The organism is Sporosarcina aquimarina (genome assembly GCF_023715615.1).
GTDB classification, from domain to species: Bacteria; Bacillota; Bacilli; order Bacillales_A; family Planococcaceae; genus Sporosarcina; species Sporosarcina aquimarina_A.
The window spans coordinates 310,700-325,375 of sequence record NZ_JAMBOM010000002.1 but is presented as its reverse complement, the minus strand read 5'-3'; the positions used below and the strand labels follow the sequence as shown (position 1 = coordinate 325,375).

Annotated in this window: 15 protein-coding genes; 14 read left to right on the top strand and 1 reads right to left on the bottom strand. The window is 38.3% G+C overall.

Going from position 1 to position 14,676, the window contains the following annotated elements:
• The first annotated feature begins 353 nt into the window (after positions 1-353).
• The 3 genes from M3197_RS08585 to brnQ all read left to right on the top strand — a co-directional run bounded on the left by M3197_RS08585 (position 354) and on the right by brnQ (position 6,085).
• Positions 354-1,514, top strand: coding sequence for an exonuclease SbcCD subunit D (locus tag M3197_RS08585; RefSeq protein WP_251660694.1), 1,161 nt, complete (start codon positions 354-356; stop codon positions 1,512-1,514).
• Positions 1,511-4,588 (top strand): AAA family ATPase, encoded by a 3,078-nt coding sequence (locus M3197_RS08580; protein WP_251660692.1) that lies wholly within the window; start codon positions 1,511-1,513, stop codon positions 4,586-4,588. The genes M3197_RS08585 and M3197_RS08580 overlap by 4 nt, the downstream gene beginning before the upstream one ends.
• Positions 4,589-4,711: 123 nt before the next feature.
• The gene (gene brnQ, locus M3197_RS08575) at positions 4,712-6,085 is read left to right on the top strand and encodes a branched-chain amino acid transport system II carrier protein (RefSeq protein WP_251660690.1); all 1,374 of its coding nucleotides are present in this window, start codon (positions 4,712-4,714) and stop codon (positions 6,083-6,085) included.
• 75 nt (positions 6,086-6,160) lie between these two features.
• Here the strand turns inward: brnQ and M3197_RS08570 are convergent, their stop codons facing one another.
• Entirely contained in the window at positions 6,161-6,820 is a 660-nt protein-coding gene (locus M3197_RS08570) for a GntR family transcriptional regulator (protein WP_251660687.1), read from the bottom strand.
• 198 nt (positions 6,821-7,018) lie between these two features.
• Here M3197_RS08570 and M3197_RS08565 point away from each other — a divergent pair, with 198 nt between their 5' ends.
• The 11 genes from M3197_RS08565 (at position 7,019) to M3197_RS08515 (ending at position 14,500) form a co-directional block, all read left to right on the top strand.
• A complete protein-coding gene (locus M3197_RS08565) occupies positions 7,019-7,591 on the top strand; it encodes a 3D domain-containing protein (RefSeq protein ID WP_251660685.1) in 573 nt (190 codons plus the stop codon).
• Positions 7,592-7,678: 87 nt separating this feature from the next.
• Entirely contained in the window at positions 7,679-8,395 is a 717-nt protein-coding gene (locus M3197_RS08560; protein WP_251660683.1) for an SDR family NAD(P)-dependent oxidoreductase, read from the top strand.
• Positions 8,396-8,702: 307 nt separating this feature from the next.
• Positions 8,703-9,065, top strand: coding sequence for a DUF5412 domain-containing protein (locus tag M3197_RS08555; protein WP_251661035.1), 363 nt, complete (start codon positions 8,703-8,705; stop codon positions 9,063-9,065).
• 313 nt (positions 9,066-9,378) lie between these two features.
• Entirely contained in the window at positions 9,379-9,636 is a 258-nt protein-coding gene (locus tag M3197_RS08550) for a hypothetical protein (RefSeq protein WP_039044478.1), read from the top strand.
• 308 nt (positions 9,637-9,944) lie between these two features.
• Entirely contained in the window at positions 9,945-10,268 is a 324-nt protein-coding gene (locus M3197_RS08545; RefSeq protein WP_251660681.1) for a hypothetical protein, read from the top strand.
• A 251-nt stretch (positions 10,269-10,519) separates the two neighbouring features.
• Positions 10,520-11,497, top strand: coding sequence for a DUF2268 domain-containing putative Zn-dependent protease (locus M3197_RS08540; RefSeq protein ID WP_251660679.1), 978 nt, complete (start codon positions 10,520-10,522; stop codon positions 11,495-11,497).
• 31 nt (positions 11,498-11,528) lie between these two features.
• Positions 11,529-11,834, top strand: coding sequence for a hypothetical protein (locus M3197_RS08535; protein ID WP_251660677.1), 306 nt, complete (start codon positions 11,529-11,531; stop codon positions 11,832-11,834).
• A 140-nt stretch (positions 11,835-11,974) separates the two neighbouring features.
• Positions 11,975-13,105 (top strand): DNA polymerase III subunit beta, encoded by a 1,131-nt coding sequence (dnaN, locus tag M3197_RS08530; protein ID WP_251660675.1) that lies wholly within the window; start codon positions 11,975-11,977, stop codon positions 13,103-13,105.
• Between the two features lie 106 nt (positions 13,106-13,211).
• A complete protein-coding gene (locus M3197_RS08525) occupies positions 13,212-13,634 on the top strand; it encodes an NUDIX hydrolase (RefSeq protein ID WP_251660672.1) in 423 nt (140 codons plus the stop codon).
• Between the two features lie 83 nt (positions 13,635-13,717).
• On the top strand, positions 13,718-13,882 hold the full coding sequence (locus tag M3197_RS08520; protein ID WP_251660671.1) for an LPXTG cell wall anchor domain-containing protein: 165 nt from the start codon (positions 13,718-13,720) through the stop codon (positions 13,880-13,882).
• A 156-nt stretch (positions 13,883-14,038) separates the two neighbouring features.
• Complete coding sequence (locus tag M3197_RS08515) at positions 14,039-14,500, top strand: GNAT family N-acetyltransferase (protein ID WP_251660670.1); 462 nt, start codon at positions 14,039-14,041, stop codon at positions 14,498-14,500.
• Positions 14,501-14,676: the final 176 nt, after the last annotated feature.

The window sequence follows — 14,676 nt, the reverse complement described above, 5'->3', positions numbered from 1 at the left end:
TGTTAAAGCAAAAGCGGGTTTACTTATTTTTTTACATTATGCATTGTGTTTCGAAAGAGTTCTTACTAGTAGAATACATCAATATGTTTCCTGAGTGCAACTTTAAGTTTCCCATGTGCAACTTTTAATAGTATATTCTATGTGTGATAGCATGTAAAGAGTAAAAACCCAGATTATTTTGAGTGGTTGTTATTTTTGCAAAAAAATGTGTTCCTGGACTCTGTAGAGTGTTTGATTGATAATATGCTACCGCGACAGGGGCATCTCCTACGAGATGTCCTGTTTGCGTTGGAGTGAACGCTCATTCTCCGTTACACTAAAGGAAGAATGAATTGAAGAGGGGCGAACTAACTATGAAAATATTCCATACAGCTGATTGGCATCTTGGCAAAGTGTTGCAAGGTGTATCGCTCATTGAAGAACAACGTTTTGTGTTAAATCAGTTTACCAATGCAGTTAAAGAGGAGAACCCTGACGTCGTCATTATAGCTGGTGATCTTTATGACCGCTCCGTGCCGCCTGCAGAGGCTGTAAGTTTGTTAGATGAATTGCTTTGGAAGTTAACGGTTGACTACAAGACACCAGTTCTTGCGATTGCGGGAAATCATGATAGTCCAGCACGGCTACAATTTGGAAGTCGTCTCATGCAAGCGAATGGTCTCCATATAGTCGGAAAACCTTCTGAACAGGGGGGAGGGACTACTGTACAAGTTGAAGATGAGTTTGGCCCCGTGCAATTTCATCTGATTCCGTTTGCAGATCCATCCGTTATCCGCAACTTGTCAAAAGATGAAAGAGTTGACAGCCATCATCGTGCGATGGAGACTGTTATTCAGCAATATGGAGAGCTGAATCCTTCCATTCGTCATGTTGCAATTGCTCACGCATTCGTTACACCTCTTGGGGAGCCGGAAGAAAATACGAGTGATTCTGAACGTCCGCTATCGATTGGCGGAGCTGAATATGTATCTGCAGATTTGTTTAAACACTTTCATTACACGGCGTTAGGACATTTGCATCAAGCACACTTTACGGGAACAGAACAAATCCGTTATTCTGGGTCGCCAATGAAGTATTCAATATCCGAAGAGAATCATCATAAAGGATTTTTAGTAATCGATCTGGACGAAAAAGGTGCAATTGAGGTTGAAAAGAGGGTTTTAATCCAAAATCGAGATATACGAACGGTTAAAGCCACTATGGCAGATCTGTTGCTAGAGGAACCTAGTGAAGATTATGTGTTCGTAAAACTTTTGGATGAAGCTCCGGTGTTATTTCCTATGGAAAAAGTCCGTTCCGTGTTTCCGAATGCCATGCATGTGGAACGTGTAGTGAATCGTTCACTTCCTGAACAAGCGACATCTCGGGTTTCAGATATCGAACGGTTGGATGATTGTGCGTTATTCCAAGCATTTTATGAGGAAATCACTGGGGCAGCACCTGATCAGGAAACGCAAACAATTGTGGATGAAGTATTGCAGGAGCTGTTCAATAAGAGGGGAGAAGCATTATGAGACCGACACGATTAACGATGACGGCATTTGGCCCTTACCGGGGAACAGAAACAATTGACTTTACGATTCTTAAAGAGCACGGATTATTTGCGGTATCAGGTGCAACTGGTGCTGGCAAAACCACAATATTTGATGCAATTTGTTTTGCCTTATATGGACAGGCTAGTGGCGAAGACCGGACTGATATCCGGGCACTGAGAAGTGATTTTGCACAAAACGATTTGCAGACTGCAGTCGAGTTAGAATTTGTTATTCAAGATCGTGCGTATCGTGTATTTCGCCAAGTTCCTTATACAAAAAAGGGAAATAAGAGTGAAACCAGCGGGCGTACAGAATTTTTTCAAGAAACAGACGAAGGAGAAATACCTGCTGTAGATCGTCAAATTGTTTCCGAAGTGAATAAGAAGATTGAAGAACTTATCGGGTTTACGATAGCGCAATTTAGCCAAATCGTGATGTTGCCTCAAGGTGAGTTTCGGAAATTTTTAACGTCTGATACCGAAAACAAAGAAACGATTTTGCGGAAAATTTTTAAAACTGAACATTATCGAGAAATGGCGGAGATTTTAAAAAAGAGAAAAGACTTTGCTATGAGTGAGCTGAACACAGCACGTCTTTCGATGGAACAAATTATCCGTCAGTTGCCTTCGAGTCTTCCAAAGCGAGAATCATCCCTTTTTGAAGCACTTCAGGCCGATTCCATCCATCCAACACGTTTAATGGAAGGGCTGGAGCAAGAACGTAATCATTACAAAACTGCAGCTGATGAAAGCGATGCACAGTACCGAAGTGCATATGAAGAACATGAAAAAGCTCAGCAAGCTTTCTATAACGGGACTGCACTTAACACGCAATTTGAACACTTAGAACGAAAAATAAGCACAATGCAACTGTTGACATCACGTGAAACTGAACTATCTGCTGATCGAGTACGACTCCAAAAAGCAGAGCAGGCTGTTCAACTAGAGCCAAGTGAAAGACGGTTAGTTGAAGCGACTGATGATATGAAGAATCGTCAGAAAGAATTACAGCAAGCGACGTTGAGGCTAGAATCTGCAAAAGAAGCTGCCGTTAAAGTGGAAGCTGTTTTTAATGAAGAAATGCAAAAACAATCTGAACGACAAAAAAGTTCGGAGCGACTCATTACCCTTCAAAACTTTTTACCAAACGTAACCCAAATTGAAGAGAAAGAAAAGCAAATTTGCACGTTGCGGAAGCACGTTGAGATCGGACAACGAGAACTTGAGAAGTTGAAGTCATCGGTTCATGCGAAAATTGACAATGTCCAAAGCCTAAAGCTGAAAATAGAGACACTCGAGTCTGAATCTGAAGGATACGAACAAACAGTGGATGAACTAACAGATGCACGCAGCAAGGCTGATTTACTGACGCGTCATAGTGAACGAACTAATACGATTCGGCAACTGACAGCTGATTTGCAACTGAAAAAAGAGCGAATGGAAACTACCCGTAGCCAAGCAGTTGCAACTGAAACTCAGTGGATAGCAAATCAAGCTGCCCTTCTCGCAGAGACCTTGGAAGAAGGGATGCCATGTCCAGTTTGCGGAAGCGCACACCACCCGGCAGTTCAACTGAATCATCATGAGCCTCAGCTAACTAAAGAACAATTAGAGTACGAAAAAGAGACAGCAACGCAAGCGTACGAACAATATAGAGCTACTGATTTGCATTTGGAAAGTGAACGTAGTGAAGTTTCAAGAATTGAACAGCAATTGGAGGGAACACCGAATTCTGATGCGTTACTAATTAGTAAAGAACACGTACAACACATGGAGAAAAAACTTGGTCAATTGAAGTCCAATCGTGATCATTTATCCACTTTAAAACTTCGATACAAAGAAGCAGCTGACCAGTTATTTGCAGACGAACAAGCAATTGTAGAAAAAGAAAAAAGTGACTTTGTCACCCGTGCAGAACTTAAACAAGCAAAAGCAATTCTTGATGAATCCTTGAAGTCTGTTCCGGAACAGGTCCGCTCAATTCAAGCATTGCAAATGGAAATGAGAAACGAAGAAAAACATAAAATGGCGCTTGAACAGTCATGGGAACAAGCTAGAGAGCAGCGACAGTTCGCAACGGAAGCGGTCTCGAATGCTCAAACAGCTGTTACCTATATGTCAAGATCAACTGAGGATGCAACGGTTAAGCAGCAAGAAGCGACAAGGTCATTTTACGCAGCGATTACGGAATCAGTTTTTGAAGATGAGACAGCGTACCAAAATAGCAAACTATCATCTGAACAACTAGCTGAACTCACTCGAAAAATAAATGAGTATGACGTTGAAATTGAGACGACTAAACAAGCGATTTCTGAATTGCAGGAACTTGTGGCAGGGAAACAAAAGGCGGATCTTGCAGTACTTCGTGATCGTACTGAGCAGCACAAGCATGCCTACGAACAAGCGCTAACTGCCTTCCATCGTGCGTCTGAGTTTGAAAAGAACGCAGCCGAACTGCACTTGAAATTTAAGGAGTTAATAGGTACCGAGAGCGGACTGGAACAAAAGTGTGCTCGATTGACTGAACTTCATGACTTAGTACGAGGGAATAATGAGCGTAAACTTTCATTTGAGCGATATTTGCAAACCGAATACTTAGAACGGATACTTCATGCCGCAAATGGAAGGTTAAGCGAATTGTCTAATGGTCAATTCCAGTTATTACGAAGTGATCGTCAGGAAAGTAGAGGCCGCCAAAGTGGTCTAGGAATAGACGTATACGATGAGTACACAGGGCAAAATCGTGATGTGAAAACACTTTCAGGTGGAGAGAAATTCAATGCATCTCTTAGTCTAGCTCTTGGAATGGCTGATGTGATTCAAAGTTTCCAAGGCTCGATCTCAGTAGAAACCATGTTCATCGACGAGGGGTTTGGTTCATTGGATGAAGAATCCCTACAAAAAGCGATTGATACACTTATCAACTTACAAAAAGCAGGCAGGATGATTGGTGTCATCTCTCACGTTTCTGAATTGAAAGAAGCCTTTCCAGCTGTTTTGAGGGTAGAAAAAACAAAAGAAGGACATAGTTATACCCGGATCGATATCCACTAACAAATCTATCTATTTTTATTCATTTATTCCTAACGCGACTTGCTTTTTTGGGAGTCGCGGTTTATGATGAGGTTCTGCAATATATCGCATACGTTTTTCAGTCAGCTTAGGAGGTATTTCAATATGGATCGGAAGTTACCGTTTTCATCTTTAGTCGTCATTGGAACGATGTTATTCGCACTTTTCTTTGGCGCAGGCAATCTGATTTTCCCTGCTCAACTTGGTCAGGAAGCAGGTACAAATTTTTGGCCAGCAGTCATCGGATTTCTCATTACAGGGGTTGGATTACCTTTTCTAGGAATTCTAGCAATCGGTTTTTCTGGTAGTGCCAACTTGCAGGATCTCGCAAGTCGCATTCATCCCCTATATGCTATTTTGTTTACATCGGCGCTCTATTTAACAATTGGACCATTTTTCGCAGCACCACGAACAGGAGCTGTTGCGTTTGATATCGGGATTGCTCCATTCTTGAATGGGGCTGATCCAATGATTCCGAGACTAATATTTACTGCATTGTTTTTCGGAATTACCATTTGGCTGTCGTTGAATCCACAAAAGATTGCCGATCGGGTCGGAAAGATTTTGTCGCCAGCGATTATTATCTTGTTACTTGTTTTGTTAGTTGTCGCATTATTTTCACCAATGGGATCATTCCAAACACCAAGCAGTACATACCTTTCCGGTGCATTTGGGAAAGGGTTTACGGAAGGCTATAATACAATGGATGCCTTGGCATCACTAGTCTTCGGAATTATCGTCATTACGATTGTCCGCTCAATGGGCGTGCAGTCTAAAAAAGGGATTGTCGCGGCTACGTTTAAGACGGGAATTGTTGCTGCAGGATTCTTAGGAATCTTATATGTAGGTATCGCTTATCTTGGCGCGAGTAGTGTTAGTTCACTTGGCGTCTTGGATTCAGGAGGAGCAGTTTTAACGTCTGTTGCTACTCATTATTTCGGACAAGCCGGACTTGTATTGCTGGGTGTTGTCATTTTACTTGCGTGTTTAACGACAAGTATTGGTCTAATGACCGCATGTGGCGAGTATTTCCACACACTCATTCCTGCTTTATCTTACAAAGTGATTGTCACCACATTTACAGTTTTCTGTTTCATCGTCTCGAATATCGGATTGAATAACATCATTACATATTCGGTTCCAGTTTTACTATTTTTATATCCACTTGCGATTACGCTCATGCTCCTTACATTTGTTTCGCCACTTTTTGGTCACGCACGTATTGTTTACGTGGCGGTTACGATCGTAGCTATGCTTATTAGTGTATTTGATGGGTTGGCTGCTCTTGCAGATACATTGCCAGGGGGACAGTTAGGGAAACTGATCGAGCCGATTACAGCGTTCTACGGAAAAGTACTTCCATTGTATGAGAATGGTCTAGGTTGGTTAATTCCTACATTGATTGTCATAGTGGTGTTCGGTGTGATTGCTCGAGTGACAGGCATGAACTCAAAACGGTCGTTAAGCACAGAAGAATAATTTTTACAAGATGGCGCTACAAAAGCTATTGGTAGAACCAAAAACCGGTCCCCTAACTATTAGGGAGACCGGTTTTTAGTTGTTCAGCGACTGAAATTCGTTGATAGCACGTAGCCAATTCCCTCGCATGATAGCTGAAGCTTGGTCAGCGCGATTGTTTTTTAACATATTGATTATTTCTTCATGTTCATCAATGGACTGCTCTGTCAAAATGATGGAGTTATGGAAGAAAAGTCGTCTAACGTGCACTTGAAGTGAAGACGTAATCGATGTGATATACGTGTTTGCTGCAGCGTCAACGATGACTTGGTGGAAAGATTCATCAATTTTTAATGCTGTAAAATAGTCTTCGCTTCGTACAGCTTCAGCAAATTCTTTGTTAAGGCTACTCAACACATCAATCGTCTCTTTTGAAATAGTAGGTGCAGCTAACTCAGCAGCAAGCGCTTGCATCGCAGCTAGAGGTGGCAACAAATCATTGATGGAATCCCGTTCGACTTCCGTGACTTGGGTGGCTTTTCCGGGATACATTTTAACGAACCCTTGAACCTCCAAAAGTTGAAGGGATTCACGTATGGGTGTTCGGCTCACGCCAAGAGCTTGAGCTAGTTCGCTATCGATTAATTTCTCTCCGGGCTTCAACGTCCCATCAATAATCCATTGTTGGAGCTGGTTGAATGCGCTTTCTTTTGCAGTTTGACGAGCTGGTTTTGTATGATTTTGAGGTATTGGCATTCCGTTCACCGTCCTGATTTGACTTTCTAATTCTACTATACATTACTTTCCTGCGAGAGTGAACAACTTGAGATGAATCTTTGCGACAACTGTAATAATCACCTTTTAATTGTAACGCGAATGGTGGTTAGCTGTAATCTTTCTGTAATATTGGGCTGTTAACCTATACACAGACTTAAAAACAAGGGAGCGGAGCTTTTGAAGAAACTAATTTTCACGTTTATCTTAGCTACGGCACTAATGGTCAGTGGAACACATGAAAGTTCAGCAGCAGCGTCTACGTACAAAGTGAAAAAAGGCGACACACTATATAAGATTTCACGGATGCACAATGTTTCTGTTAACAACTTAATGAAATGGAACGGTATCAAATCTTCAGTGATTTACCCGAACCAAACATTGAAATTAGTAAGCGGTGGTACAACAACAGCTTCAAAGAAACCGGCTAAAAAGCCATCACGTTCAGACAATGACACTGTGAAAAAGGAGTTCATGGCGAACTCATCAGCATATACGGCTTCTTGTAAAGGTTGTTCTGGAATTACAAAAACAGGACTCAACTTGAAAAAGAATCCTTCATTGAAAGTAATCGCAGTAGATCCACTAGTGATCCCACTAGGATCTAAAGTACACGTCGAAGGTTACGGATATGCAGTTGCTGGAGACATTGGCGGTGCTATCAAAGGAAATCGTATCGACGTATTCATGGCATCACATAGTAAAGCGATCCAGTGGGGACGAAAATCCGTACGGGTGAAAGTTTTAAACTAATCTTATGAGAATAAGGCCAACCGATTAATCGGTTGGTCTTTTTTATTCCCTAAATGGTACACTACTAATCATAAAGGAGTGATAGTTGTGGATGTTTATATCGTAACAGGGGCTTCAAAAGGAATCGGTGAAGAATTATACGAACAAATCAGGAAAACAGATTCACTAGTATTTGGAATTGCACGTAGCAATCCAAAGGGCTATGAAAACTTTGTAGAAGTCGATTTAACGAGTCGAGAAGTTAGGCAAGGACTGATGGAGCGGTTGTTGACTCCTTATCTTGCAACTGCTGAATCTTTTACACTTATTAATAACGCAGGCACAGTGGAACCAGTAGGGAAGGTAGGAGAATTGTCAACAAATGCTCTTCAACAAGCTATTGAATTGAATTTGACAGCTCCAATTGAGTTGTCCAATGAATTCATTGGTGTGTTGAGTCATTCTAAGGCGAAAAAACAAATCATTAATATCTCTTCAGGTGCTGGCCGTAATGCGTATGAAGGATGGGGAATCTACTGTACGACGAAAGCAGGACTTGATCGGTTTTCAGAAGTCATCCGGTTAGAACAGCAGCGTGTTGAATATCCGGTAGGGATTGTTTCGATAGCACCTGGAATTATCGATACTGGTATGCAAGAGACGATTCGATCGAGCGATGTAGATGGATTTCCAATGCTTGAGCAGTTCATCAATTATAAAGAAGATGGAAAGTTAAGAAGTGCAGAGGCGACTGCACAGTTACTAATTGAGTGGATAGAGAAAGAGGATCTGACGTCAACTGAAGTGATTTCGCGCCTTAGTTGAGGGATCGTATGAACGTGAATGACATGGAAAGAGCATTGCGAAAAGCAATGCTTTTTTTTGTTCGACAATAATGGGGAAAAATGATTTGGGATTTGTTGGTGATATGGTATAGTTGGATAAAAGTGAGAATTTCTGAAATTTCTGTAGTCAGTTCTTGAATCAGGTGCGAGAAAACTTAATTGCAAGGTGGAAATTTAAAATAAAGTAAGAGATCTGTGAATTTTCATAGCGGATGTTTTGAGAATAAGGGGGTCCAATAATCTTGGGCTATAAAAAGGCCAATGAGGTTTCAGAGCGGAAGCGAGTTATTAAGATTATTGTTAAATTCTTGGGAGTAATTAGTTTGTTAGTCGTTGCATTGGTAGGCTACGGAGTCTATTGGGCTTTCTTTGATATGAAACGTTTGCCAGAAGGAGAGTTTCTTACTGAAGAGAGATCGCCTAATGGAGAGTATACGCTAAAAGCATATGTGACTAACGGGGGAGCCACTACGCCGTATTCAGTTCGCGGGGAATTGGTGTTTAATGGAAAAAAGAACAAGACCAAAAATATCTACTGGGACTCGCGTGAAGAGAATGCGGAAATCGCTTGGAAGGGTAATCATACAGTAGTTATCAATGGGCATGCGTTAGATGTACGGAAAGACAAATATGATTTTAGAAGGCGGTGAGGATGCCCATTTTCACCTAGGATTCCTGGTTGCAGCTAAGATAGTTCATAAATAATGCAGTATAAGAAGGTCATCAAAGAAAGGAAAACAGAGCTTCTTTGTTTAATTGTCTTGAAAGAGAAGAAGTTAAATACCAGATAGATGAGAAGAATAATATTTTGATTAAACATAAAGATGCAGCTACAGCTATTGCCAGATGCGTATAAAAACAGGCATTGATTTTCTTTGAAGAATAGTTACATACTTCATCAAAAGAAAGGTTCTGAGCTTATTAATGAATAGGATTATAGCTGTTTAAATAAGGAGGAGCGAAATGAAAAAAGTATTTGAAGCAATATATGATGGTCATCGAATACAAGTCGAAAATAGGTGGTTTGCTGGCGAAAAGTTGTATGTGGATGGAGAATTGCAGGATGAAAATATAGGCTTAGCTCTTAGAGGGACGCTAAATGGGAAATTAAGAACTAATAATAATGAATTGAGGAGTATAAAAGTAACTCTGGGCGGGTTTTTTAGTATTCATTGTAAAATCTTTATCGATCATGTATTCGTTTCATCATATAAAATTTGAATCATTCGCTTATTATTTTGAAATTGGTTATAGGCAGTGTTGTAAGCATAAATCGACTTTTAGGAAAGGAAATATTTATTTTGGCTTTCGGCTTTATCTTGACTCTAATTGACTTCTTTATAAAAGGTAAGAGTAATAAAGTCCAAAACACCATGATGAGTTATTTATGTCTTTCATATAACTGTAATTGTTATGTATCTTACCATGCTTGTTAATTTTCATAGAAATTTCTAGTTTTGACCAAGACCATGCTAATTCTAATACCTTTGATGGATAATGCAAATAAACGTTTTACTGGAGGGAATTAATTGAAAAAAATATTAATTGTCATCCTAACCATGTTAATAGAAACGATATTGTTATGGGCTGTTTCTATATTCATTGGGTGGGATTTTATGGAGACGATTTTCTTGGGAGGGTTATTGATATTTGCAGTCCCTTGGCTTTATTTATTTTTTTCGAATCATGAGCAGAATTTATATCATGCAAACGTAAAAGGAATGACGGGCGTGGACATAGGAGGAGTAAAACTGTTTCAATTTCGTTTTTTACCAATCATTATAGGATTAATCTTGTTTATGATAATAAGTTTGTTTTTGACTATTTATTATTACTATGATTATTTTATTTAATTGTCTGTATGCTTAATCGAAAAAACATTTATGTATAGTGCAAATTGAAAGTACATAGCATGCAAGCAACTTGGCGTTGCAACTGTATATGGAATTATAGCCTCAGTAGGCAAAGTTAGACCTGTATAGTACTTGTTTCTAGGCTCAATCATCATGCACGCAAAGGCTGCAAGTCAAGTTGAACATTGTGTGCTGCAATTGCAATCTTGGATAATATATTTTTGTAAAATACGGTCAATTCTTTTAAGGGGATGAATCCAATAAATAGTGCAAGGAAATATTCTATTTTAATTTGTATACTTCTTATTTTTACTTTATCGGCCTGTAAGCAAATCGAGCAATCTCACGAAGAGGTAAATTTGGAAAATGAACAACAAAATATATCTTATACTTTTAAAAATCCTAAAACGGGGCAAGAATTCAATATTATTCATGCTTACTTGTTATATGAAAATTATTTTGCAGCTGTGAAAAATCAGCCAGACGAAACGCTTTCCAAGTTATTTCAACAGGAAATTATCACGCCAGTGCATGAAGCCTGTTATGAAGATGCAGAGTTTCCGAATTTTATAAGTCTAACTGGAATGATAACTAAAAGAAGCGAATTTGAACGGGTAAAGAATCAAATTGAAAAAATGAATACAGATCAATTAAATGAAGTATTTGAGGAATCGCTTGTTAAATCCTCAGATGTCCTCCCAACAGATAAGGAAACAACTGTATGTATATTTCCTGAAAATGAAAACTTCCCTTCCGATATGGCGACAATTGGGTCAGGAAAAATCATCGTCTACTACAACAGGTTTCATAATTACTTTAAATCTAGTATGTCACATGAGTATCATCATAGTGTCTGGTTCGAAAAAAATTTGAAGGAAAACCACTTGCTGACAGGATTAGATCATTTAACATTGGAAGGGGAGGCTGTGATGTTCGAGACTCTCGTGTATCCTAATTTAAATAATATGTATATCGTATTAAATGAAAGTTTTAACAAAGAGCATTGGAGTAAGATTGAACCGTATCTTGAAAGTACAGACAGCGAGAAGATTTTAGAAATGAAAATAGGCGGCTCTAATGGTATCCCGAATTCATATGGATACAGCGAAGGATACAAAATGATCAGATCTTACTTAGAGTTGCATCCGGATATGACAGTTGAAGAATGGACCGTTAAAGATCCCAAGGAAATATTTGAAGAAACGAATTACATAGCAAACTATAGGTAGATGTTTTATTAATAGTTTACGGCTATGAGAGGTGAAAATATTGGCTTCACAAAAGAACAGTAAATGGTCACTTGTTTTAAGTATTGTAGGTGTAATTGTATTTAGGGTGAGCTATCTTATATCTGAAAATCTAACTTTTTTAGAAAAGGTTGTTATTGGAATGTTTTTACTATCTGGAATTGTACTTATGTTAGGGGGAATTATATTAGGTGTTCAGGCAATCAAGAGAAAAGAGAAGGGAAAGCTTAAGTATCTAGGATTTTCAGTAATAATTCTCTTTATGATTAGTTTAGCTATACCACTGTTGCTGATGGCTTTATTAGGATTTGGAGGATAGCAAGTAAATTGAAATACCTCAATCGTGTTCAGTTAATGAATTAGGATTGATCTTCAAACTGGTTGTATTGTTAAATATGTAACATTCCTTGGGATTTATTAAATTATTTTCACTAGCGATAAAATGGGGTGGATTTTCTTATGGAATTTTTAATAGACAAAGAATGCCTGAACAAAGCAATCTCAGATGTTAACAAAGCGGTGTCTTTAAAAACACCTTTCCCTATTTTGACGGGTATTAAGATAACTGCTTATGATGATTGCTTACTACTTGTAGGAAGCAATTCTGATCTTGTTATTGAAAAAGTAATTCCTTTATCAGTAGATGGAGTACAAGTATTGGAAGTTCGTAAAGTAGGTAGCATTGTTATTTCAGCCAAATATTTAAATGGGATTGTAAAAAAATTACCCGATAAAATACATATAAAGGTGAACGAAGAAAGATTAGTTACCATTCAATCCAATGGAATCTTAACCACCCTACCCGGATTAAATGCTGAGGAGTACCCGAAATTCCCTGAAATTGATGAAGTAAAATCTACTGAAATCTCGAACGTTGAGCTGATTGAGATAATAAAACAAATTGTATTTGCAGTCTCGAATAGTGAGTCGAGACCTGTCTTGACTGGTATCAACCTGACTTTCAAAGAAAGTCAACTAACGTGTGTTGCAACAAATTCCCAACGACTAGCATTAAGGAAGATTGCATTAGTATCAGATCTAGAAGGTTCATTCACTGTCCCAGCTACGAGTTTAATTGAACTTATCAGGTTGATAAATAATGAAGCTGGTGTAGTAAAACTACTAGTAATAGACAGCTATATGGTATTTAAATTAAATTCAATATCCCTTTTTTCGAGGCTAATTGAAGGGAACTATCCTAACATCTCTGCGCTATTACCAAATAATTCGAAGACTAGCATTACTTTAAACACAAATCAGCTATTAAAGGGGATCGATAGAGCGTGCCTTTTTGCAAGTGAATGGAAAAATAACAACATATTTTTAGAAATTCAGGATGGTTCAACAATAAGAATTTCCTCAAATGCATCACAAATAGGGAAAATAGAGGAAACTCAAACTATTAATACAATCAAGGGTGAGACTAACTTAAGTATTTCACTTGATGGAAGTTTTTTGATGGACGCCTTAAAAGTAATAAAAGCAGAAGAGATTAGAGTAAGTTTTGGCGGTCCGATGAGACCCATCTTAATTGAGCCTGTAGACAATTCTTTGTATCTTCATCTGATTTCGCCAGTACGTTCATATTAGGTAGAACAATAATTTCTTACAGAATCAACGATCGGTTTTTTTTGTATTAACAAGAAGAATTATTAATGGGGAAAATTAGTCATACTGAAATGTGAGGGTTCGAATGATGAAACGAGTAGATGTCACGTATGTACTTATCTTCGATGAACAGAGAGAGAATATATTGATGGTTAAAAATAAAGGAGAAAATTCCTCGTATTATACACTTCCTGGAGGAGCAGTAGAGCGAGGGGAAACACTTGAAGAAGCTGCAATTCGTGAAGCAAAGGAAGAGACTGGATTAGATGTTGAGCTAGATGGTATTTTTTCTATAAGTGAAGCATTTTTTGAAGATAGAGGACATCATGCTATTTTCTTTACTTTTAGAGGGAAAATAATCGGTGGAGAGATGACTATTTCCATGCCAGAAGAAATAGAAGAAATTACTTGGATGGATTCTCAGAAAGCAGAGGATTACATACATATAACTGATTCAAAGGGATTAATAGAAAGTAAATCTTCCGTACCTTATTTACTTAGAAAAAGATGATAGTCATTTGAAACAGCGGATTTTTGCTGAATTGGAAGCTTTAATTGTTCTGCCAATGAAAGGGGTAGGAGATGATTATTATTTTGGAGAAATTATTAATAATTTCTTTAACAGCAATAGGTGGATTTATGCTCTCCATCACTTTTAATAGTTTAGGAGAACAAGGGAATACAATTATGAAGATAGTAGGAGCACTATTTTTAACTGTAGCTATGATCGCCCTTGTTCAAAGGAACAAAAAAGAATAAACCTATTAACTTAAGGGTTTGATTCTAATACTAGGAATTGCGCTTGATTTGTGTACTTGCCTAAATTTTGTGGTGATAGTAAATGAAACGATTGAGAAAAATCTTACTGGTGTAATGTAATACTTTTAAACAATTTAACTAAGTGAGGAATAGACTATGACTTCGTATAATATAAAAAAGTTAAATCACGAAGACTATATTAAGTGCAATAATATTTGGGATATGGACAAGCAACCAAAGATGGCGAAGACATTCTATGACGAACTAATAAGTGGAAACAGAGTCACCTTCATTTATTCTGAAAATAATGATTTTATAGGTGAAGGTTCGCTGGTTTTCAAGAACAATGATCCAGATTATACCATTCCAGGTAAGCGGATTTACCTATCTCGTATGATCGTCAAAGAAGAATATCGAAATCGTGGAATAGGCGGAATTATCCTTGATTATTTATTGGACTATGCCCAGCAGCTTGGTTATTCGGAAATAGCGCTTGGTGTTGATACGGACAATTTACATGCACGACATCTATATGAAAAAAAGGGATTTACTGACGTACTATTTATTGGGGAAGACAAGTATGGTGAATATGTGAAGCTTCTAAAAAGTTTGGATTAGGCAAGAAATTAGTAGGTGCTAACAAATACTACATAAAGTACTGTTTTTGACGTCTGGAGTTGTTCTTAAAAAAATTAGTACTTAAGTCTGCTTGGTAATAATTGCTCTGAAACCGACGCCGTCTTTTCAATCTGACTTTCCATCCTCATTATATTTAAGTGATTATCATGGTGAAA